Source organism: Paenibacillus sp. GM1FR (assembly GCF_002803315.1).
Taxonomy (GTDB): domain Bacteria; phylum Bacillota; class Bacilli; order Paenibacillales; family Paenibacillaceae; genus Paenibacillus; species Paenibacillus amylolyticus.
In genome coordinates this window covers 59,512-82,583 of sequence record NZ_MKZL01000015.1, presented here as the reverse complement: position 1 = coordinate 82,583, position 23,072 = coordinate 59,512, and the positions used below count along the sequence as shown (strand labels likewise).

16 protein-coding genes are annotated in these 23,072 nt (G+C 43.6%); 3 read left to right on the top strand and 13 right to left on the bottom strand.

What is annotated here, in order from left to right; genetic code table 11:
* Nucleotides 1–27 precede the first annotated feature (27 nt).
* Entirely contained in the window at nucleotides 28–711 is a 684-nt protein-coding gene (locus tag PAEAM_RS13530) for a TetR/AcrR family transcriptional regulator C-terminal domain-containing protein (protein ID WP_100527887.1), read from the bottom strand.
* 136 nt (nucleotides 712–847) lie between these two features.
* On the opposite strand from PAEAM_RS13530, the gene PAEAM_RS13525 reads away from it, so the two are divergent.
* Complete coding sequence (locus PAEAM_RS13525) at nucleotides 848–2,200, top strand: MATE family efflux transporter (RefSeq protein ID WP_100527886.1); 1,353 nt, start codon at nucleotides 848–850, stop codon at nucleotides 2,198–2,200.
* Between the two features lie 110 nt (nucleotides 2,201–2,310).
* Here PAEAM_RS13525 and PAEAM_RS13520 read toward each other — a convergent pair whose 3' ends face one another.
* The 8 genes from PAEAM_RS13520 to PAEAM_RS13485 all read right to left on the bottom strand — a co-directional run bounded on the left by PAEAM_RS13520 (nucleotide 2,311) and on the right by PAEAM_RS13485 (nucleotide 14,196).
* Nucleotides 2,311–3,327 (bottom strand): alpha/beta hydrolase family protein, encoded by a 1,017-nt coding sequence (locus tag PAEAM_RS13520; RefSeq protein WP_100527885.1) that lies wholly within the window; start codon nucleotides 3,325–3,327, stop codon nucleotides 2,311–2,313.
* Nucleotides 3,320–3,964 (bottom strand): GNAT family N-acetyltransferase, encoded by a 645-nt coding sequence (locus tag PAEAM_RS13515; protein WP_100527884.1) that lies wholly within the window; start codon nucleotides 3,962–3,964, stop codon nucleotides 3,320–3,322. The genes PAEAM_RS13520 and PAEAM_RS13515 overlap by 8 nt, the downstream gene beginning before the upstream one ends.
* A gap of 12 nt (nucleotides 3,965–3,976) precedes the next feature.
* Nucleotides 3,977–4,744, bottom strand: coding sequence for a MerR family transcriptional regulator (locus PAEAM_RS13510; protein WP_100527883.1), 768 nt, complete (start codon nucleotides 4,742–4,744; stop codon nucleotides 3,977–3,979).
* A gap of 142 nt (nucleotides 4,745–4,886) precedes the next feature.
* The gene (locus PAEAM_RS13505; protein WP_036615620.1) at nucleotides 4,887–5,864 is read right to left on the bottom strand and encodes an alpha/beta hydrolase; all 978 of its coding nucleotides are present in this window, start codon (nucleotides 5,862–5,864) and stop codon (nucleotides 4,887–4,889) included.
* A gap of 164 nt (nucleotides 5,865–6,028) precedes the next feature.
* The gene (locus PAEAM_RS13500) at nucleotides 6,029–7,327 is read right to left on the bottom strand and encodes an NCS2 family permease (RefSeq protein ID WP_017688352.1); all 1,299 of its coding nucleotides are present in this window, start codon (nucleotides 7,325–7,327) and stop codon (nucleotides 6,029–6,031) included.
* A 523-nt stretch (nucleotides 7,328–7,850) separates the two neighbouring features.
* On the bottom strand, nucleotides 7,851–12,308 hold the full coding sequence (locus PAEAM_RS13495) for a carbohydrate binding domain-containing protein (protein WP_100527882.1): 4,458 nt from the start codon (nucleotides 12,306–12,308) through the stop codon (nucleotides 7,851–7,853).
* Nucleotides 12,309–12,351: 43 nt separating this feature from the next.
* Nucleotides 12,352–13,230 carry a carbohydrate ABC transporter permease gene (locus PAEAM_RS13490; protein ID WP_017688354.1) on the bottom strand — a complete coding sequence of 293 codons (879 nt, stop codon included), beginning with the start codon at nucleotides 13,228–13,230 and terminating at the stop codon, nucleotides 12,352–12,354.
* A gap of 15 nt (nucleotides 13,231–13,245) precedes the next feature.
* Entirely contained in the window at nucleotides 13,246–14,196 is a 951-nt protein-coding gene (locus PAEAM_RS13485) for an ABC transporter permease (protein WP_017688355.1), read from the bottom strand.
* A 146-nt stretch (nucleotides 14,197–14,342) separates the two neighbouring features.
* Here PAEAM_RS13485 and PAEAM_RS13480 point away from each other — a divergent pair, with 146 nt between their 5' ends.
* Nucleotides 14,343–16,052, top strand: coding sequence for a sensor histidine kinase (locus PAEAM_RS13480; protein WP_100527881.1), 1,710 nt, complete (start codon nucleotides 14,343–14,345; stop codon nucleotides 16,050–16,052).
* Between the two features lie 11 nt (nucleotides 16,053–16,063).
* On the top strand, nucleotides 16,064–17,704 hold the full coding sequence (locus PAEAM_RS13475; protein ID WP_017688357.1) for a response regulator: 1,641 nt from the start codon (nucleotides 16,064–16,066) through the stop codon (nucleotides 17,702–17,704).
* Between the two features lie 152 nt (nucleotides 17,705–17,856).
* Here the strand turns inward: PAEAM_RS13475 and PAEAM_RS13470 are convergent, their stop codons facing one another.
* The 4 genes from PAEAM_RS13470 to PAEAM_RS13455 form a co-directional block, all read right to left on the bottom strand.
* Nucleotides 17,857–19,503, bottom strand: coding sequence for an extracellular solute-binding protein (locus tag PAEAM_RS13470; protein WP_051447411.1), 1,647 nt, complete (start codon nucleotides 19,501–19,503; stop codon nucleotides 17,857–17,859).
* A gap of 227 nt (nucleotides 19,504–19,730) precedes the next feature.
* Nucleotides 19,731–20,444 carry a beta-glucanase gene (bglS, locus tag PAEAM_RS13465; RefSeq protein ID WP_036615630.1) on the bottom strand — a complete coding sequence of 238 codons (714 nt, stop codon included), beginning with the start codon at nucleotides 20,442–20,444 and terminating at the stop codon, nucleotides 19,731–19,733.
* A gap of 312 nt (nucleotides 20,445–20,756) precedes the next feature.
* Complete coding sequence (locus PAEAM_RS13460; protein WP_100527880.1) at nucleotides 20,757–21,461, bottom strand: ankyrin repeat domain-containing protein; 705 nt, start codon at nucleotides 21,459–21,461, stop codon at nucleotides 20,757–20,759.
* A 10-nt stretch (nucleotides 21,462–21,471) separates the two neighbouring features.
* Entirely contained in the window at nucleotides 21,472–22,980 is a 1,509-nt protein-coding gene (locus PAEAM_RS13455; RefSeq protein WP_100527879.1) for an S-layer homology domain-containing protein, read from the bottom strand.
* Nucleotides 22,981–23,072: the final 92 nt, after the last annotated feature.

Here is a 23,072-nt window from a genome sequence, read left to right as displayed (position 1 = left end):
TTAGTATAAGAAGAAACCCACCGGAGTTTAATTCTCGGTGGGTTTCTTTATGACTTGTTCAATCCCGAGCAAAATAAGCTTCAAGCCGAACTCGAAAGCTCCGTCGGTTCCCATCACCTCAAACAGACCGTTCTTATACATCCTGCTAAAGAGTCCAGCTTCCTTCTCACTCATAGAATCCAGAAGATGTATCATCTCTTCACCCTGAAGTGCTTCCTGGTCCTTAATAACAGCAGAGATATTGCGCTGATGCTGATAATCGTCGAGTACGAAATAGAATACATAGTTGACCAGTGTAAGAACGGCCTGTAATTTCTGCTCTTGCTCTAATGGCGTTGATTCCATGCAGAGCAACATGCGGTTGGTGAAGCGGATCATGTCCGGTTCATGGGGCAACGTCATCATCATGAGCTGTGTGGAGCACGGGTATCTGCTGAGCACACTCCGTACCGTCACCGCAAGCCCCTCCATCTGCTCCTTCCAGTCCCCTTCAGTATGAAACTCGTCCAGAATAATTTTCGATATCTGGTTGGCCAGCCGTTGGTAGAGTGTCTGCTTGCTCTTGAAGTACCAGTATAGAGATGGAGCCTGAATCCCCAGCTTGTCTGCCAAGCGTCTCATGCTGAATTTCTCGATGCCCTCTTCCCCGAGAAGCTCCCACGAAGTTTCCAAAATCTTATCTTCTGAAATCTGAGGCTGTTGTTTTTTCATCGGTATCCGCCCTTTTATCTAACAGTGTAAGTTTATGCTTTACAGGTTCATAAGTTCATGATAACATCTAACACTGTAAGGTTCAATCTAACGGTGTTAGATTAGATCAATATTAACGAAGAAAGTAGTGACCCACATGGATGCAGAAAACCTCCATTACTTTGAAAAAGCACCAATCGCCAAAGCCGTAGCTCATTTTGCTGTCCCAATGATGCTAGGCACGTCAATGAGTGTTATTTACTCCATCTTGAATGCCTATTTCCTTGGCACACTGGGTAATACGGCAATGTTAACCGCACTCGCATTAACTTTACCTTTATTCGCGGTTATCATGGCCCTTGGTAATTTAATTGGTATAGGCAGCGGCACATTCATCTCCCGTTTGCTGGGAGAGAAAAAAGTAGATGATCTGAAGCATGTATCTTCATTTGCCTTTTACAGCAGTTTAGTTCTCGGAATTATTGTGATGGCCGTTGGGCTCCCGCTGATTGAACCAATCGTTCATGGGCTGGGGGCAACGCCAGAGTCCTTCGGATTTACGAAAGAGTATGTCACGATTATGCTTATGGGTTCACCCTTCGTCATCTTATTCTTCACCCTGGAGAATATCGTGCGCTCAGAAGGTTCAGCAATGACTTCTATGACCGGTATGATTCTCAGTGTTGTTATAAATATTATCCTTGATGCACTATTCATTTTTGTCTTCCATTGGGGCGTGATTGGCGTTGCATCTGCTACCGTCATCTCCAACTTGGTTGCGAGTGCATTTTACGCTTACCATATGAGTTATAAGAGTCAATTCTTAACCGTCTCCCTGAAATGGTTCAAGGTGACCAAGGACATCCTTAGCAATGTGTTCAAAATCGGTGTTCCCGTCTTTGTTATGAGTGTCTTCTTGGGTGCAATGTCGCTTATTCTTAACCTTTTTCTTGTCGAATATGGGGATCAGGCCGTTGCGGGGTATGGAATCTCATCACGTTTACTGCAATTTCCTGAGTTTATTCTGATGGGCTTGTGCGAGGGAGTTGTGCCGTTGATTGCCTTCTCATTCACAGCGAACAAATTACGTATGAAACAAACGATTGGATTCACGATCAAAGCTATTTTGGGCTTAGCCGTCCTGTTCGGTGTTATCGTTTATCTGATCTCTGACCACTTGATTGGTTTATTTACGACTGACCCACAATTAATTGAAATGGGTAGCTACATTCTTCATGTAACCTTCTTATCCTTGTTTATTACAGGAATGACTTCTTTGTTTATGGGGATCTTCCAAGCAACAGCCCAAGGAACCGCCGCGTTTGTTATGTCCATAATTCAAGGAGTTACGCTAATTCCTGTATTGTATATCGCTAATCAAATGAATGGCTTTCATGGAGTGATCTGGTCACTCGTTATTGCGGATGCCGTGGCGTTCCTAGTTGGGGCCATCATGTTATATGTTTTACGGACCAAATTGCAGCCGGATCTGGAACATTTGGTACAGTAATTAACATATAACACGCAAAAAGGCAGGATAAGGGCGCTCCCTGACCCTGCTCTTTCATTTCCAAATGACAATTATCTATCTGGTGATACGAAGAGATCGTAAACCGTCTTTTATAAGGAAGAAGTGGTCAACATATGTTCTATTTCATCCATATACCCATCCACTGTAATGCTTCTCGGAGCAAACAAAAATCGTAGTGATTGTTTCCATTCCGAGCCTGCAATAGAGGTTGGTAACATCGAATGTTCTGTATTAGAGAAGATTTTCACATGAAGCAAGGAAGATGGCTGAATTCCTTTACGATATGCTTGCTCTGTATCAACAATGTCCACATTCACATCATCTTCTCCAAGCAGAAGGAGTACCGGGGTTTTGAAATGATGCAAATCCGCCGTGGCATCTGAAGCAAAATTTTTCTTTATGAAGTTCCAGCGTTCTTTGGAAATCAGATCATCCTCTCGAGCAATCTTGGTGTACTCTTCATATGTGCCATGTTTCTTTAAAATCTCTTTAATCTGGTTTTCATAATCGACCTGATTTTGAATCTCCTCCGTGGAATGACCATCTTTCGCCATTTGGCTGCGTGTGTTGTATTCTCCCTGTTCCAACCAGTTTATCGCTGGTGATACCAAGATACTGAAGGCGAGATGTTCTTTCCCAGCAAGCTTAGGAATCACCCAGCCTGCTTGGCTGGCACCCCATACGCCTATTTTGGAATCATCAATGATGGATTGTTCTTTCGCCCATGCAATAGCTTGCTGTGCCTCCACAACACGATCATCCATGCTTTGATCTAGCCAGTTTCCCTCTGAACCCCCGATTCCCCGTTTATCTAGCGACAAGGATGCATACCCGATCGATGTCAGTCGCTCCCATAACGGTTTGTATCCCTCACCATGAGTAGAGTCTATCGGACCGTCACCGTGAATAAACAGCACTAGACCTAGCTTGCCTGAATGGTTTCTGGGCAACATGAGCGTACCTGTTAACTTACCCTGTGGAGATTGAATTTCAACGGTTTGTTCCTCCATGTCAAAATCACTTTGATCGACTATGTACAGTCCTGCACTAACCATCAGTAAGATTGCCACAATAACTGAGATGTATCGTTTGTTCCATTTAAACATAACTATCTCCTTTGTAAATCATGTAATGCCATTGATTTTCGCCTAAGAGCAGGCCGGTCAGAAAGCTGTTTGTGCTATACTGCTTGCGAAATTGATAGCGTTCATATAACTGTATCGCTTGATGATTCTGACTTGCCACATGCAAGCTAAGAGATGACATTGATTTGGATTGCAACATATATTTCTGTGCCCATTGAAGCAACTGCGTACCAATTCCCTTGCCTTGGTGCTGTGGATGTACAACCAGATCTTCCACATAACATTCGCCTAATGTAGGAGTATGCTTCAGCAGATGTAAACCAGTTAATAACTGAAGCAGTTTCCACATGCCAACTCTATTGCAGTGGCTCCACCAATGAGGATTGGCACGAACGCTTGTTATTGCTGCTCTGTTATCTGCTTCCTTCCATTTCAAGCACATGGTGCCAACAATCTCCTCATTTTCACGAGCAATGATACGAAGAGTACTTTGTTCCATGGGCGGATGATTGAGCAACTGTTCAAATAGGTAAGCCAGATCAGTTATGGACAATGAAGTGATCTTTTGAAATTTGTGTCCAAAACCATAAGCCATGAGTTCAGCAACAGCTTGATGAAACTGGGGACAAACGGGTTCTATCTGAATGGAAGTTGTCACTGTGTGCCTCCCCTAATCGATCATTTGTAACAACAGCTCATAATGAAGCTTTTCTGGTGTGAATAAAGATAAATAAGATTTTTCTACCATAATAAGTGGACCGTGATAGGGATAGCCCTGATCTTCTGCGTAAGCATAAAATTCGTTGATATGTTCTTTGAGTTCAGTTTCAATTTGTACATATACATGACGAGAAAGGTATTTTCCTCTAGGCAAAACTAAATCGTTCGCTCCCTCCTTTTGTGTATACATTCCTACGGTGTCCGTCTCATCGTACGCATAATGGATGTCGGCTTCAAATAAATCGGGAATATTTCCGTTGTGTTGGATCAGTCTCCTTGCATGCAAATATCCTTGCGCTTCCATATGGAACCACAGGGATAAGTGAACCTCCTCACGAGTAACAATAGAATAAGTTACTTGTTCTTCATCACGTGGAATATGATCTTTCTCCTGCAGCAACTTGCTGATAAGGTGCTTTGTTTGCTGAAGCTGAGTGATGGCTGCTTCCGTGTCTGCTAACGCTTGGCGAAATAATGATGTGATTTGAACGGTTGTCAGATTACTCAAACATTCCTTGATCATTTGAACAGACAGTCCCATTTTGCGAAGCAACAAAATATGAGATAGACGGTAAATTTCATCTACCCCATACATCCTGTATTGGTTTTCTGCTATATAAGCGGGGTGTAACACCCCTTTTTCTTCGAAGTATCGAATTTGATGTACAGAGACTTTCATCAGCTTTGCCAGCTCACTAATCGTAATTTCATCACTCAACCAATTCACCACCTTTGCTGTTTTTCATATTACAAGCATAAACCTTAGGTCTGACCTAAGGTCAAGTCTTTATTTTAGCCTCTCCTGATAACAAAAAAACCACGGCACCAGATTCGGTACCGCAGTTTATTAATCAATCATCCTATTGGATTTGTTTCATGTAAGATTTGAATTCCTCGGCAATTTCTTTGTATTTCGTATGATGCAGGTAATGTGAACCTTCCATTGGGATCATTTTGCCCTGCGCGGATTGTTTGGCTTGTGCTTCATGTAACGGAATCCACTGCGGGTTTTTCTCGTTATTGGATTGAACAAAGAGAAGCACTGGCAGATCACTAGGATACGTGAGTTTTTCTCCATTTTTGAAATTGGAACCCAGATGTTTAAGCTCATTTACTAATGTCGGATTTGTCGAGACTTGATTCGAAATCAACTTCATCTGTTCTTTGGTATGTTCATCATAGTCAAGTGATGCATATGAATCACCACTCACTTTATTGAGTACTCTCATTAAGCCTGATTTTTGAAAGAATTTCATTAAGTTCAAAGGTAATTTAACATCCATGCCAGGTTGATTCGGAACACTGCTATCGATCCCGACAAAAGCAGAGACTTCATCCGGATACGTGTTCACATAAGTCGCCGCGTACAGTCCCGTGATGGAATGCCCCATCAGAATATAACGATCTATACCGAGCTGCTGTACAGCTTCATGAATTTCACTAACAATATTCTCGGTGGTTCTCTCCGTTTCGGTTTGGTCACTTAACCCATAACCGAAAGGCTCAATCGCCACAACTTTGTAATCAGAAGTTAATTCATCGATTAACAATTTGAAATCAAGTACTGGTGACGGTGTTCCTTGTCCAGGAAGTAACACGATGGTTTGTTCGCCGCTACCTTGAATGGATACATTCATATTCTTCCCATCAACATTGACATATTGGCCGTACGATTCGATTTTCTTTTTCTCGGCCCCATTACTTATCGTATGAACGACAAACGTGATGCCCATGAACAGCACCAGCGCGCCGACAATACCACCTATTATTTTCAACCATAAGTACCGTTTTTTACGGCCCTTAGTCCCCGTTGTTGTTACATCCACTGCTTCTGCCATTTCCATCTTCTCCTGTCGTTATATCTGTAGAGCCGCTCTTGCGACATAGGTATAGTGTAACCATGAAAGATGTCCCCTTCGTGACGGGAATATGAACGGAGTATGAACAAGCAAAAAAAAGAGAGCTGCTTGTTGAGAGCAGTTCTCCATAGGATAAGACAGTTTTAGTGGTCCAGGAACACAAGCTGAATGAAGAACAATACCGCAAAAATGTAGAAGATGGGATGAACATCTTTACCTTTTCCACGAAGCAGCTTGAGCACCGGATAGAAGATGAAGCCTACGCCGATTCCTGTCGCAATACTATGCGTCAATGGAGTAAGAATGATAATCAGGAAGGCAGGAAATGCTTCTTCGAGATCATCCCATTTGATTTTGCTGATGACGTTAATCATAAAGTATCCAACAATGATCAGTGCCGGAGAAGTGATCGCCGGGATGCTTGATATTACACTTACGATCGGTGTGAAGAACAAGGTCAGCGCAAGCAGCACACTTACCGTTACCGCTGTCAGTCCCGTTCTTCCTCCTGCAGCTACCCCTGTGCTGGATTCGATGTAAGCCGATGTTGGACTTGTTCCGAGCAAAGCACCTGAGGTTGTTCCTACGGCATCTGCCAATAATGCGCCACGCGAGCGTGGGAATTTACCATCCTTAAGCAATCCTGCTTGTTCAGCAACGCCGAGCATCGTGCCCGTCGTATCAAACAGTGTGATCAGCAGGAACGTAAATATGATCGTATACAAACCATTCGAGAATACCCCTGCCAGATCCAGTTGCAAAGCCGTTGACGCGAGGCCTTGCGGCATGGATACAATCGATTCCGGCATTTGGAATAGTCCCATGATCCAGGCAAGTATCGCTGTTACCACCATTCCGATGAACAGGTAACCTTTCACATTATAAGCCATCAGCACAACGGTAATAATCAATCCGATAATGGTCAGATAAGCCATCGGCTCAGCCAAGTTCCCGATCGTAATCAAATTCGATTCTGAATCGGCAATAATCCCGGCATTTTGCAAACCTACCGTTGTAATAAACAATCCGATCCCTGCGGTTATGGCATGTTTTAAGCTAGCAGGAATTGCATCAAGCAACATGTAACGGAATGAAGTCAGTGATAAAATAATAAACAAAATCCCTGCTATAAATACGGCTCCCAGTGCAACCTGCCAAGACACGCCATACCCTGCAACTACGCTATAGGCAAAGAATGCATTCAGGCCCATACCCGGCGCGATGACGATTGGATAATTGGACCATATTCCCATAATCAGAGTTCCCACAATACTTGCCAGTACCGTTGCTATGAATACTCCGTTAAAGTCCATGCCTGTGCTGCTGAGTATTCCTGGGTTTACGATAACTATGTATACCATTGTGAAAAATGTTGTAACCCCTGCGATAATTTCTGTGGGGATGGTCGTGCCTCGTTCTTTAAGTTTGAACCATTTGTCCATGGTAAAGCCAGCCTCCAACTTTCAAATTATACTCCAAAGCTAAAAACAAAAAATCCTAATCTTCATATAGGATTGTAATATTGTCGCTCCTATATTCGTTGTTAGGATTTAAAGATTCAACAGCTAAGATCTAAACTAAACATAAAGATACTCATATCTGTTTTCAACCTGAAGTCCATTTCGTATTCTAATTAAAATTACATGCAATGTCAATGAATTAACGATTTGTTCACAGTTATTTACGAACTATCCAGGCATTATATCTTGTGTTCATTCGTTTTTAGAATAGAGTATGTACGTATTGCTCAATGTCTGCAATATATGAAGAAAGACTGCCAGCAATGCTCACTGACAGTCTCTTGCTTAATTCGTAGTAGGTTTCTCTTCATATTCGCTGGATAATTCTTTAAGCGATTTGATTTTGCCATGGGGATGATGTCATTCCTGGACAACTTTATTCTGCATGCATAGGTAATAAGAGAATTAGGCAAGCATATAAGACAAATTATAGAGAATTCAGAAGTTAATTGGCAGGACCCAGATTAATCAAGCTGACCTCGGATAATGAGACGGTTGTGTTGCCATCTTGCTCACCATCAATGTTACCCAGGTCAAATGAAATTCGAGTATTCGCATAGCTGTCTTCTGTTGCATCAAATGTAAACGTGAACTCCTGTTCTTCTGGAGTCAAATCAACTCGTGCCCCAAAGAACCCATGCCATTCATAGTTGGCAGCGGCATCGACCCATCCAACTCCCAAACCCAATTTTCTGGACTTCTCCGCTTTGGCTTTAAACGTTAATTTATATTTAAAACCTTGCTGTATGCCAAATCCTTCATTGATGACTTGACGATCCCATGGATGCTGGCCTGCATGACCAATCTTGGCTTGAAGCTGTTGATTGCTAACTTGCATCTCAAGGTCCGCTGCATTACCATCCGCGTGGGTAAACCAACCTTCTTCACCTTTGGAGAAGTCCCCATTGGGAATAAGGTTAACATGAGCTGGCTGACCTCCTTGATCTGCATTCGGATTAACTTCATATAATTGGATGTTATTGATGTGAATCGAGTGTTCACCTGTAGATAGCGGATATCCTAATCCAAATGCAAGCATAGCTGCCGAATCGGAGCTATCCCCCATAGTGAAGGTGTAACTATATGACTTTTGATCCGCGGTTAATTCCACTTCTTCTTCAAAATACTTCACAAAATCCCCTGCATTCTGAGAAAGAACCGCTTGCATGGATTTAGGACTGGAAGCAGATCCCTCGAAGGTAAGTCGGTACGTTTTGTTTGCATCAAGTTTGATCTGACCTTGTTGCAACAAAGCATCCCACCAATGTTCACTTGTACCAGGCAATTTAATCGTTAATCCTACGCCCTCTTCATGTGAGGCTGTCAGATCATTAGGAGTTAGCTCCCAATGATTCAGATCAGCTGTTAGTTCACTGTTCTGAATTTTGTTTTGTGAAATATCCACCCAACGTGTATTATAATCTGCTCCTTCAAAATTCACATAATAGGGTTTACCTGCTGTCAAGTTGACCCCTGGAAAATACACCGTTTGATATGCTTGCCATCCACCCGTGTCTCCGAGACTCAGGTCTGATTGTGCAACGGTTGTACCTTGTTCATCCTGAATGCTGAACTGAACCTTGGAATCACTTTTTCCACTGGCCATTCGGGCAGACAGAACATATACTCCGTCGTGAGCTACATCGATTTTATATTGCAGCAGATCTCCCTGATCCATGTAACTGACATGTTTTCCTCCTTCTACGGAGTCCTCCAGTTGTAAGCCCTGCATCATCCAGGCTTCGGTTGCAGGAACATGTGCGTAGCCATTCACTGACAGAGGTTTGCCGCGTTTCGTCAGACGAACATTGTCCACATATACCTTACCTTTAGAACTGCCGAATAACAGTTTTAGCTCGGATTGTGCGATTGATGCTCCATCTCCAATGATGATTTCTCCGGTGAATGTTTTCATTTCTTGGTTCAAGGAGAGGTTTTGTCCTTGATGAACCTGTACCGTATGCCCATTACTGCTGACAACATCAATGTCGATACTTCGCGGTGTGTCTGCCTTGGCATCTAAGGAGAAACCATACGTTGTATTCGCTTCCAGTTTCAAATCCGGTTGGTTCACCGAAACTTGTTGTGGGTCATTATTCGTTTGAGTAACATCAACAACCAGCTGACGCTCCATAATTGGGAATTTCGAAAAGTTATTTACACTTATATTGGCTGCCGCACTGTCCTGAATGCTGCTTGACCAGAATCCCAGACGCTCCTTGCCTTGATCGAATGTGCCATTGTAAATAAAGTTGCCATCAGGTAGCGCGTTTCGTTCGACAGTTAACGGATCAGCTTCACCCACCTCGATCAGCCTGACATTGGCAAACCAAACGGTTGTATCATCCAACCCCAGATTAAATTCGAATCTGGCATTGTTATCCGTGCCATCCCGCATATTGAAGGTATAGTCATAGGATTGCCAATCTGTCGTGAGTGCAAAGGTGTTATCACCCGAATAATTCGTCCAGCTTTTTTCGAATTGGTTCAGTTTGGACATGATTGTGCGGTTAGCAGATGCTTTCGCATCAAATTGTATCTTGTACTTTTTGTTTTTCTTGATGTACATCGGCATCTGAGTGAGTTGAACCGAGTAGTTTTCAGTACCCGATGCATCAATGGTAACTTCTGCTGCTTTCCCTTTCTGCTCATCCGTTACAACTTTGACACTGCCAGCTCCATCAGCATTTGTGATGAATTTCCACTGAAGAGGCACTCCATTGTCTTCAGACCCTTCCGCAAAATGATCATTGTAGATTTGATTGCCATCGGTTTGTGGGTCACGCTGTTGCGCAGGCTCGATGGGATTTGTTGTTACATCAGGCCATGTGTCTAGATTTTTGTAAGAATATACTCGCACAAAGTCAACATTCATCTTTTCGGAAATGAAGTTGCTTTCAGGTGCCCCCGGCCAGTCTCCTCCAACTGCCAGATTCAGAATCAGATAGAATGGACGATCAAATGGTGCAGGGAACGTATAATACTCGGGTTGGCCCGCGGCCTTCGTTTGCCAGTTAGTCACTTCATGATGCAGCTTTCCATCGACATAGAAACGAATCATACCCGGCAACCATTCCACCTGGAAATCGTGATAATCGTCAGCGAAAGTTTCTCCCTTCGGAAGAGTAAGACTTCCCTGATCATGTCCATGGGAACCGTCAGGCTTCACACTGTCATAATGCAATGTGCTATATACCTTGTTATTACTCTCTTTGCCGCCAATTAGTTCCATAATATCGATTTCTCCAGAGGCAGGCCATCCACCATAATGTGCTTCATCTGTTGGCATCATCCATATAGCAGGCCACATGCCTTTTTCGATCGGAAGCTTCGCACGTACAACTACTTTACCGTAGGTCCAGTCGCCTTTTCCCATGGAGATCAGTTTGCCAGAGCTGTAATCTTTACCGTTTTTCGGACCCTTTTTTGCTTCAATCTGCAACACGCTTCGATTCTGATCTTTTGTAATGCGAGTGTTATCGGGGCTGTAATATTGCATTTCATTGTTATAAACGAGTCCTGTATCCTGCACGGTCCATTTGGAAGAATCAATCGAAGGCCCGTTAAACTCATCATTCCAGACCAGCTCCCATTGATCATGCGGAATCGTTGTTGCTGGAACCGGTTTTTCGCCCGCAGGATTGCTTGGTGTTGATGGTGTAGACGGTGATTGCCCGTCTGGAGAAGATGGTGTGGGTGTACTTGTCACATTTGTTGAACCACCAGGCTGCGATGAAGCAGGTGGTTGGGCTTCACCCACCATGGATGTGCGCAATCCTTGTTTTACTTTCTCTCCGTTGATCACAACATCATCGGCATCTACACTCAATTTTTGGATCGTACCTTTGGTATCCATTTGAGTCTGACTCGCTTCTGCATGAATATTCATGGAATCAATCAGGCTGTTTGAAGAGATCTCCAGAATGGATTTCTGCTTTACATGCATCTCCTGAATGTTACTTTCTTCCGTAATGGCAACTCTGACGGGTTCCCCACGTTTGTCAACGACTACTCGCTTCAGCTTGGAGTTGTTAATGTTGATGGAATGACTGCCTCCGCCTTTAATGATGACACTTCCTGTAACAGTTACGCCCTGAAGAACAACAGATCCCTCGCCTATACCTTCTGCCAGCAGCAGATTTCCATTAACAATCATATTTTTCAACGTGACATCCGTCGATTTAATAATCAAGTTGCCATCTACCCGGGACTCATATGTTCCAGGAGTGCTTTTTACATCTGCAATCATCGCTGACAGTAACTCTGCCGTCTCCGCTCGTGTAATCGGGGCTTTGGGATTTAATTTGCCTTGGAAACCTTTAAGAATATTTTCGTTCACCAGATAGGTAAGCGCTTTCTTTGCATAACTAGAAATATCATCTGCATCCTGAAATTTCAATTGTTCACTTTCTTCATTTGTAGCCGCTGAAAGTTGAAAAGCTCGATCTACCATAACCGCTGCATCTTGGCGTGTAATCGGTTGTTGTGGTGACAGATGTTCACGGTCTGTCCCTTCGATGATGCCAGAACCATTCGCTCGTACCATCACGTCATAGTACCAATCGTCTGAAGTCATATCCGCATATGAACCACTCGCCGCATTACCGGTGAAACCAAAGGCCCGATCCAGAATCATGACGAATTCAGCTCGGCTAATGACCTGACTGGGCTTGAACGTACCGTCCGTATAACCTTTCAATAAATTCAAGTCTTGCAAACGTGTAACTGCAGATTGTGACCAATGCCCCGTCAGATCTGTATAGGGAACAGAGAAGTGCAGGCTTTTCGCCTGCACATTTCCCACCTCCGCTTGACCCTGTACACTTTCTGCTCCAGCAGTTGCTGGATAAACGAGAGAAGCCATTAAACTCCATGCCACCATACATGCCAGTCCTTTTCTCATCCTTCTTCCTCCCTCAGCTCAGTTATCCTTGCATTTGCATAGCCTATTCCTTAACTGCTCCAATAACGATCCCCTTAACGAAGAAACGTTGTAAAAACGGGTATACCATCAGGATCGGAAGCGCGCCGATAAAGATCTGTGCTGCGCGTACCGTTCGCTGCGAGATATTCTCCAACATGGAAGGATCGACGTTGATTTTGCTGAGATCTTGCTGAACAATAATGGTCTGTAATAGAGAAGCAAGTGGATAATTTTTAATATCAGACATATAGATCATGCCGTCGAACCAGGAGTTCCACTGATACACCATCGTAAATAAGGACAAGGTTGCGATAGCTGGAAGTGAAAGCGGTACGTAGACCAGAATCAACGTTTTGATATGACCTGCTCCATCCAAATAAGCTGCTTCCTCAAGTTCTTTGGGCAGACCGCGGAAGAAGTTCATCATGAGAATAACGTTCCACACGGACAGTGCGCCAGGCAGGATAAGCGCCCAGATTGTATTCATCAAGCCAAGCTTCTGGATCAGAATGTAACTTGGAATCAAACCGCCGCTGAACAAAATGGTAAATACGAAAAACCACGTATATAAGGAGCGACCTTTAAAACTGATATCTTCCTTCGACAACGGAAATGCGGTTAAGAGCATGATGACCATACCAATGATCGTCGCAATTACAGTCCGTTTAAGTGATACGATCAAGGAGTTGATGAAGTTTGAATTCCCGAATGTTTTTACATATGCGTCGGTTGTGAACCCGATGGGCCAGAAGGTAACCAGGTTAGATGATGCTGGCGCCATACTGCTGAATGAAACAGCCAATATATGAATAATTGGTAAAATGCAGAGTATCGATAATATCCCAAGAAAAGTATAGTTAGCGATGCTGAATATGCGGTATCCTTTTGTTTTATAATACAAGCCCTTTTCTCCTCTCTAGAAAACTCGATAATTAGCTAGTTTGTAAGCCATTCTGTAAGATATAACAATCAAAATGGTAGCAACCACAGATTTGAACAACCCTACTGCTGTGGCAAAACTCATCTTCCCGTTCAGAATCCCGAGTCGATATACAAAGGTGTCAATGATGTCGCCTTTGTCATACACAAGCGGATTGTACAAGTTGAATACCTGATCAAAACCGGCGTTCAGGATATTGCCGATAGAGAGTGTCATCAGTACGATTGTAATCGGCATTAATGCCGGAATCGTAATGTGCAGCGTCTGTTTAAATCGGTTGGCCCCATCCACCTCGGCAGCCTCGTAGAGCGCAGGATTAATTCCTGAGAGAGAAGCCAGAAATACGATCGTACCAAAACCAAATTCTTTCCACACATCACTGAGGATCAGCGTTATCCGGAACCATGTACCGTCTCCCAGGAAGAAGATCGGTTCTCCTCCAAAGGCTACGACAAGCTGGTTGACCATGCCGCCCTGAGGAGACAGGATATCGAGCAGAATACCACCGAGAATAACCCATGATAGGAAATGCGGTAGATACACAAGCGTTTGACTTACTCTCTTGAATGCCGTCAAGCGTACTTCATTGAGCAAAATGGCAAACAGGAATGGAGCGAATAGTCCTGCGATGATTTTGAAAAATGCAATGACCAGCGTATTCCAGATCACCTGACCTACGTCCGGATATAAGAATAAATATCGGAAATTGTCCCAACCCACCCATTTGGATTCAGAAAATCCCAAGTATGGTTTGAAATCCTGAAAAGCAATTACAATGCCACCCATCGGTATGTACTGAAACACCAGTGCCAGCAATACAGCTGGAATGAGCATCATATGCAAGGTCCAGTTCCGTTGCATATTCCAGCGCTGTTTAACCCTGGTGGAGCGCCGTTTATGCGGCGTTTCTAACGTATGTTCCTTCACTCCTGCATCCCCCATGTTCTAAATTTTGTATTTTACAAGTCATCGTGAACTTGTATATTAAAATTATAGCAATGGAAATTTGTGATCTATATCCTAATATTGCAACAACGATATCAATATTTTAATAAGATTAAGGAGGTTGGACTTTGTTCACACGCTTGAATGTCTTTACCAAAATTACACTGTTGTTTGTGATGCTGCTTATTCTGGTGCTGTTTCTCTATACATACTCGAACCGGGAAAGCGTGCGTGTTATCGAACACGAGATTCAGAACAATACGATGAATCATCTCTCGACATTTGCTGATTCAGTAGAATCCAATATTTACCAACTGTCATTGTATGGGATGTCTATTGGGCAAGATTCGAGTATTCAGGAATATCAACGTCCCGACTACAAGGACATTCCCTATGAACGTGTGAAAGTTGGAAGTGCCATTCTGGAAAAAATGAATCTGTACAACGCAGCAAGCAAATGGCATTCGACCATCACACTATACTTCCCAAGGATGCAAAAAGTGATATCAACGGATTATTATGCTTACATTCCGTACAGGGATGATGAATTTAAGGAGCCTCTCTCGCAATCCTGGACCTATGCTGACAATCAGTTTATCTGGTACACTACCGATCCAACGACAGCGATGGCGAGACCTGGCAAAGCCAGATTGATTACCAAAATCAGTTTTCCAGTTCATCACTTAACTGCACTTCTTAATCAAAACAAGTTAAATAATAAAGGCGACCCGTTCATGTTCCATCCCGATTATGGATTAATCAGCAATAGTTCTGGAAAGGAGACCTTGAACGCAATTCTGCCTTCCCTGAAAGAAGCAAAACTGCAGGTCAGCGGTGGCTTCAGTACAACGTTGAACAAAACGGAATATTACGTCTCCTACATTCAATCCAAGAGCCTCGGCTGGTATTATATTGACTATGTGCCTATGCAGCAAATTTTGAAACCGATTACGAGTAGCCGGAATCTTTTTTACGCTTCAATTGCCGTTCTGATCGTGATGAGCGTTGTTGTATTATATACACTCTACCGAAGTGTACAGCTTCCACTTTTACAGTTGGTTAAGGGGACAAATCGCTTGTCCACCGGGGACTTTTCCGTTCGGCTTCATCATTCTGCACGCAATGAGTTCAGCCTGTTATTTGCACGTTTCAACATCATGGCTCAACGAATTCAAGAATTAATCGAGAATGTATATGAGGAGAAATTAAGAAGTCGGGAAGCCACGCTCAAACAGTTGCAATCGCAGATTAATCCGCATTTTCTATATAACTGTCTGTTCTATATCAAGAACATGGCCCGAATGAAAAATGAAAAGGCCGTGGTAGCCATGGCACTGAATCTGGGGGAGTATTACCGATACATAACCAGGTCCGAAAAGGATCAAGCCACGCTTCGTGAAGAGCTGACGATGGTCAAAAATTATTTGGAAATCCAGTCACTTCGTCTGGAACGAATGCATTTTACAATCGACGTGCCCCATGATATTTTAGATAAAACAGTTCCCAGACTAACCCTCCAGCCTATTATTGAGAACGCTATTATTCATGGTCTGGAGCCCAAATCGGTAGATGGTGAGATTAAAATCTATGCGGACTGCGAGGATGATGTGTACACGATTACCGTGGAGGACAGCGGGCTTGGCATGTCTGAGAAACAGCTTGATCATCTGAGAGATAATCTTCTTAAACCGCTGGATGAGAATATGGGATGTGGTACATGGAATGTCCATCAGCGTTTATCTTTTCTGTACGGTGAAGGATCTGGACTATCTTATGATCATTCTTCAATGGGTGGGATTAAAGTTAACATCACGTGGCACGACAATACAGACAAGTAGGTGAACGACCCATGCTGCAAATATTATTAGTTGACGATGAACGTTCCGTCGTGGAAACGCTGGCAGAGACCATTCCGTGGGAAAGCTGCGGGATCGGTACAGTTCATGAAGCATTATCCGGTGCAGTAGCGCTGGAAATTATGGACAACCACGACATTGACATTGTAATTACGGATATACGTATGCCCGAAATGTCAGGCATTGCACTGATTACAGCGATTCATGAAAAGTGGCCTCATGTGCAGACGATTCTGTTATCAGGTCACGCCGACTTTGAATATGCGAAACAGGCCATTGCGCAGGAAAGCTTTGATTACTTGCTGAAACCCGTTAGTGATGAAGATCTGATCGAATCCGTGCAACGTCTTGTTCATCGAATTAAAGAAAAGTGGGAAACCGCAGCATCTCATCAAAGAGCCTTACACGCCTTTCAGGATCATCTGCCATTGCTTCAATCCACGATGCTGCATGAGTTGCTGACTGGAAAAGTCTATGATCAGAAGACGCTGGCAGACAAGCTTGATCTGCTGGAGCTTCCCTACTCCGTAGGAGAAGATCTCGGCATGTTGATTATTCGTATGGAGAAACATCTATCCGATATGGCACACGGCGACCTGGCCCTAATGGAATATGCGATATGTAATATCATAAGTGAAGTGATGCATAATCATTTTCATATCTGGCACACACGAGACGTTCATGATTACATTGTTGTTCTGGTAAGCATGAAACATTCCACAACGATGAGTTATAGCAGGAGTGAGACGCCTCAGACATTGCTTGAGCAGTATGCTGCCCAGATTCAAACCAATGTTCAGTTATACCTGAAAGGTGCAATCTCCATTTCCGTCTCCAGTTGGGGCAAGTTTCCCCACGAAATTGGAGAACTCTATGAGCGAACGGTTATGTCCATGCGTAAACGGATGGGTCAGGTGCAAGGTTTGTTTGTCACCGCTTCCGATGAAACGGATGCCAATCCTCTACATACGATTAGGTCGCTGTATCAGCCGCCAACGTTGATTAGCCTGCTCGAAGCTGGTCGCTTTGAGGATGTGGAACAGAAAATCGAGCACATTTTTGAGGAACTGCTGCATTCCAATGAACATCATGATATTGCCGAGTCAACCTTTGAGGTGTATTTTGCTATTGCGGGCGCGTTTGCGTACATCATTCATAAAAATGGCAAACAAATCTCTTCTTTGATACCAGCAGAGTCCTATCGTTACTTTCAAGCTCCCAGCTATTCCACTGCGCAGCAGCTACAGGACTGGTCCGTCCGTACACTTCATTACATACGAGATGATGCTGAACAAGAGCTTAGAGACAATCACAGCACCATTGTGCGCAGCGTCAAAAGTTTTGTCGACCTTCATCTGGCTGGTGATGTATCACTGCCTGCAATTGCTGACCATGTGCATCTGCATCCAGTGTACTTGTCCAAGGTATACAAGGCGGAGACAGGTGAAGCACTTACTGCCTATGTGTATCGGTTAAGAATGGAGAAAGCAGCCTATCATTTGCGAACATCAACTGCCAAAGTGTTTGAGATTGCAGAACTTGTCGGTTACAACAATACCGCGTATTTCATTCGAGTTTTCAAGAAATTTTATGATCTTACACCGCAAGAATATCGGGAAAATCTGCCGGTTTAAGTGAGTACACAGACTAGACTTGACGTGGTATATCTCTGGTTTCCCCTTCTCCATATCAAATACAAAAAGGCATTGCCAGAGATATTCTCCTGCAATGCCTTTTTGGTGCTTATGTGGCCGGGATGAATCATTTCAGCCAGCCCTGCGTCATCCTATTTTCCGCTTTTCACGGAATCATACCACTCGTTAACTTCTTTCGTAATCTGATCTCCACCTGAAGACTTCCACTTCTCAACAAATGAGTCGAACGCATCCACGGAGGTTTTACCATATACAATTTGAGAGAAGGTGTCTTTCTCCATCTTCGTCAAAATGTCATTGTTCATCTGCATCGTCATTGAAGGTGCACCGGTAAACATTTGATTGAACACGATATCTTTTTGATCCAAAACAATCTTGGCTGCATCAAGCATAGGTACTGGTACACCTGATTTGATTTTCTTCTCAAACGGTGTAGTTGCTTCTTCACCGCTTGCCAGCTTGGCAAGTGTTGTCATGCTTAGATTTGGTATTCTCGCTCCATCAAAAGTCAACGTGTACTTCTCGGGAGCATAACCCCCCGTAAGACTTGCATCGGTTGATGGTTTCCCATCTACCATAACCCAATCGTATCCTTCGGCAAATCCATGCTCGAACTCATCGCCCTCTTTAGGATTTGCATAGTGATCAAAGAGATAGTTCTGATAGGTGAAAAAGGCTTCCGGATTTTTCATGTCTTTGTTAATCAGAACTACGCCGTTTCCGTTTGACGTACCGTGTCTTCCTGCTTGACCGTTTGGACCAGAAGGAATTGGATACGCCTTGTATTCAGCCTCCGGATTGTTTTTCTTCACATCCTCCAGCGGCCAGGATGGCATCCAGTGAGGACCAACCACAATACCTGCTTTTCCGGCAGTAAATTCTTCAGCTGCTTTTGTCTCATCATACACGCCGGCTTCTTCCGGGATATACCCTTTGCTCATCCAGCTCTGTAATTTGGCCAAAGCCTGCTTTGCACCAGGTGTAACGGAACCGTATTCAAGTTTTCCATCTGCCGTCAGATTCCATTGGTTTGGCATTGTACCATAAGCGCCAAATACCCACCCAGCTTCTGACATCCATGTGTTCAGCCAGTTCTTGAAGCCAATGGTGAGTCCGTAAGTGTCCTGCTTCCCATTGCCATCCGGATCTTGATTCGTAAACGTTTCCATAATGACTTCAAGATCATCTATCGTTTTAGGTGCTTCCAGATTGAATTTCTTCATCCAGTCTTCACGGATCCACATGACAGGATCACCATTATAGGAATAGTCCAGAATCGGAATACCGATCTTTTTGCCATCTTGCATGTATGGATACCATACGGAAGGATCTTCGTTTACGGCTGCTTTCCATGTGTCGCTGGCATATTTGTCAAACAACTCGCCCGCATCGACAAATTTTCCGGACTCAATCAATTCACGCACCAGATTGAATTCGCCGCGATACGAAATAATGTCCGGCATGTCCGCATTGGAAGCAAGCGATAGACGCAGTTTTGTCTCAAATGCATTATTGGTGGATGGAGATATCCACTGGTTTTTCAACTCAATTCCGAGTTTCTCCTTGGCCCATTTTGTATGGACGTTGTTATCCTGATCCTCGCCTGACTTAAACTTCACGTCTGGACCCCATGGTCGTAAATACGTAATGGATACTGGTGGATCATACTTCCCATTTTTGAGCTCCAACGTTGTCGCTGGTGTACTCGATTCTGTTTTCTTATCGCTCCCGTTACTACACCCACTCAAGGCTGCAGATAGGGCCAATACACCGATCATGACCAAACTGCCTACTCGTCTCTTTTTACTTGTGTCCAACTTCGTTCCCCCAGTCTATGTAATGTTGCTTACAGGTTAATCATAATGAATTTTTGATATTTATGCCCATACTAATATTGCAACATTTATTGCATTAATTTAGGATATTGGATATTGAATACATATATTGAATAAATACAATGCCAGAATATAGAAAAAAGCAGCCGCTAACGGCTGCTTCAGTCTGCTTAATTACTCGTATATTTGACCCAATCGTACTCTGCATAGAGCGGATTGGCCCCATTATAAGGACCGAGCCAGCTATCTACTCCTGTTCCATTCCACAGGTTCATCATGATTTTTCCCGGTGTTTTAGGAATATTGCTGGTTGCCGTATGTTTCAATACACCATCAACATACCATTTGATATGTCCCGGCTGCCAGTCAAATGCGTACGTATGGAAGCCCTGGGATGCATCAAACCCTAGATTGATAATCTTCTCATGATTACCAACCCCATTGGTATAATAATTAAACTGAACTTTGGTTGTGTCTTTTCCTAAAAATTCGATATCAATCTCATCCCATTGGGTGCCATGTGCAGGACCTGTGTATGTGAAAAATGAGGAAACTACACCTGTGTTCTTGGCAGGTTTCATACTGACTTCATACAAGCCGTACCCATACGTATTCGTGGTACGATACTCTCCGCAATCAAACTTGTTCTGTGCAGAGCTGGTCAAACCAAGCTTAAGCTTGCCGTCACTTGTAAAATTAACATTGTTAGCCCTCCACGTACAGTTAAACATGTTCCCATTGGAATACCCATCCGCTTTTTGCCACGTACTTGCGTTAAAATAGGTTAGAGGTTCCCAGAACACATAACCCGCGAAAGCGCTTACCGAAAAAAACAAAGAGATGACACCAGTTACCGCCAAAGTATACCAAGACTTCCTCTTCATCATACACCTCCATGAATGATTCCAACATGTATAATCAGCGCAATAATAGATAGCGCTTACATGGTTGGTATTTCCATTTTATCCGGAAGCATGGTGGTAAACTATAGCAAACTTTAAAGCAGAGATATTCAATTTTTAAGATCTTCGTTCTTGTATCTAATCATGTTATGTTAAGACTATGCCAGTTTCATACACGTAAGATGGATTGAATGAAGCGCCTGCCCTTCAGCATAGAAGGAATCAGGCGCTCCATGAAAACCATTTTTACATATATCTCAACATGTTTGTTTCTTTATTCACCCTAAAAGGGTTCTATTTCGCACCAGCTCGTACCAAAATGTCTTCAATTTCTTTGAAGCCATTATTCTTCGCATGACTGAGTGGTGACACCCCATCACGGTCCGATATGTTTACGTCTGCTCCGTGGTCAATGAGTAATTGTATCGTCTCCTGCTGCCGAGCATTGCCATCGTTAAGAATGATCGCTTCGAGTAGTGCTGTCCATCCCAATTGATTCACATGGTCCACATCCACCGAAGTTTGAGTCAGTAGTTCTTGCACTACATCCACATATCCATGCTCCGAAGCTGGAATAAGTGCTGTCCCTCCATATCGATTTGTTATCGCTGGGTCCGCTCCCGCCTCGATTGTCAGCTTCAAAATATCCAAGTATCCTTCAGCGCCAGCATACAGAAACGGGGTATTTTTCATATCGTCCTGTATATTCACATCTGCCCCCGCTTCAATTAACACTTTAGCCGATGTTAGATCATTATTGTAAGTTGCAATCATTGTAGCGGTTCGTCCACTCTGATCTTGAGCATTGATATTGGCACCTGCTTGAATCATTTTTTCGATGCGTTCAGTATCGCTGTCCTCTACTGCCTTGAACAGCTGTTCATCTGCTGAAGTCATGGCCTTTTCCTCCACGTTGGAGTTGTTTCTCATTTCAGGCACGCAACCTTGAACGATCAACATACTGCTTATCAGGACAACGATAATCAGCGTTTTACTCATACTGCCTCCTTTACTCCAGTGTCAAGGTGACCGAAGAAGCGATACTCCAATCCCCAACTGGGTTTATTGTATACGTAGTACCCGGAGTCAACTTTCCATCATTTGTTAGGTCGAATACACCCGTCGCACCTTTTCGACTTGAATATTTATAAGTGGCCGTCAGAACATCCCCGCTAGGTGAAGTTAACGTTACACTTCGACCAGAGAACAGTTCATCCCCAGGGTCCTGGTCAAGTGTAACTTCAATGGAGGTTTCGCTCACTGCTTGAGCACTTGCAACCACTAGTGGATCAAACGATTTCGCCGTAAATGAAGCATTTTCGATGTTGGCCCAATCCGAAGAAACCGTATATGTGACACCTGATTTCAACGTTTGTCCCTCAGGCAAACGGAACTTCGGTTCTTGTTTGCCATCTGTGGATTGCGTGAACGGAACATATCTGGCAACGATAGGCTCGCCACCTTCTGGCGTAATTACAACTTGTCTTGCCTGCATGGAAGAGATGATCTGATACGTTTTGCCTCCTGCTTGCTCTTGATCATTCAGCACAAATGCATTAGCTCCTCGACCACCACTGTAAGCCGAAATGATGTAACCATAATCCACGACACTGTTCACTTGCAATGCTTCAATCTCGAATGTATCATTCGTTACTTGACTAACCGTTGTCATGTTTATTTTCGTACCACTGCCTTCAAAGGAACCAGCGTCTTGGCCTTTGTAAGTCAGGTTGTACACTTCACTAGCATCTTGTACGGACGTTGGAACGATGTAAGTCGCGATTGACCCTGTTTTCAAACGGGGCATATTGGTTAACGTCAACCCACCACTAAACGCAAAGTCCGTTTGTGCCTTGGCAAAAGCTTCATTCGCTGCTGTCAGCGGCTTGTCAAAAGTTACAATTAACGTAATGGCATTCAGTGATCTAACGCTCTTGATTTGAGCTTGCTCCGAAGGAATAGCTTGGTGTGCAGTTTGCAACAGCACTGCTGTTTCGCCACGGGTTGCTGTACCGTTCTCGGAGTAGAACTCGCTCATCCAATGGTGAACGGACTTTACATCACGTTGCATCGCTTTGGATACGACCTGTTCGAGTTCAGCATCCGACACTTGAATTTGCGGATTGAATTGTCCATCGTTAGCCTGCATGATGCCAAGTTCAACAAGCTTTGACGCATATGGCGCATACCATGCATTCGGATTCACATCCGTCAATTCTACGGTTTCTCCCGTCTTGCTCTCCAAATTAAACGTTTTGAAAACCAATGAAGCTAACTCCGCACGGGTAATTGCTCGATGTTCACCCATAGATTGATCTGCATACCCGTTCATGATCCCCAAGCTATTCAGATCCTTGATAGCAGCTTCAATCTGTTGTTGGTTAAGCTGTGTGGTTGTTGCCGCAATGTTAGTAACGTATGTAGCTGCATGTACTTGATTCGCAGTTAACGGGAACACTGCTGTACCTAATGCAGTTATGGTTAGAAATGTAGCGATTTTGCGGGTTGTAGAATTCATAGTTGAATTCCTCCTCTATAGGTTGTAGTTGCCTGTATCTATAGAATAGAGGACAAAAAGAAACTCCCAAGGCTAAAGTTATTAACAAAATA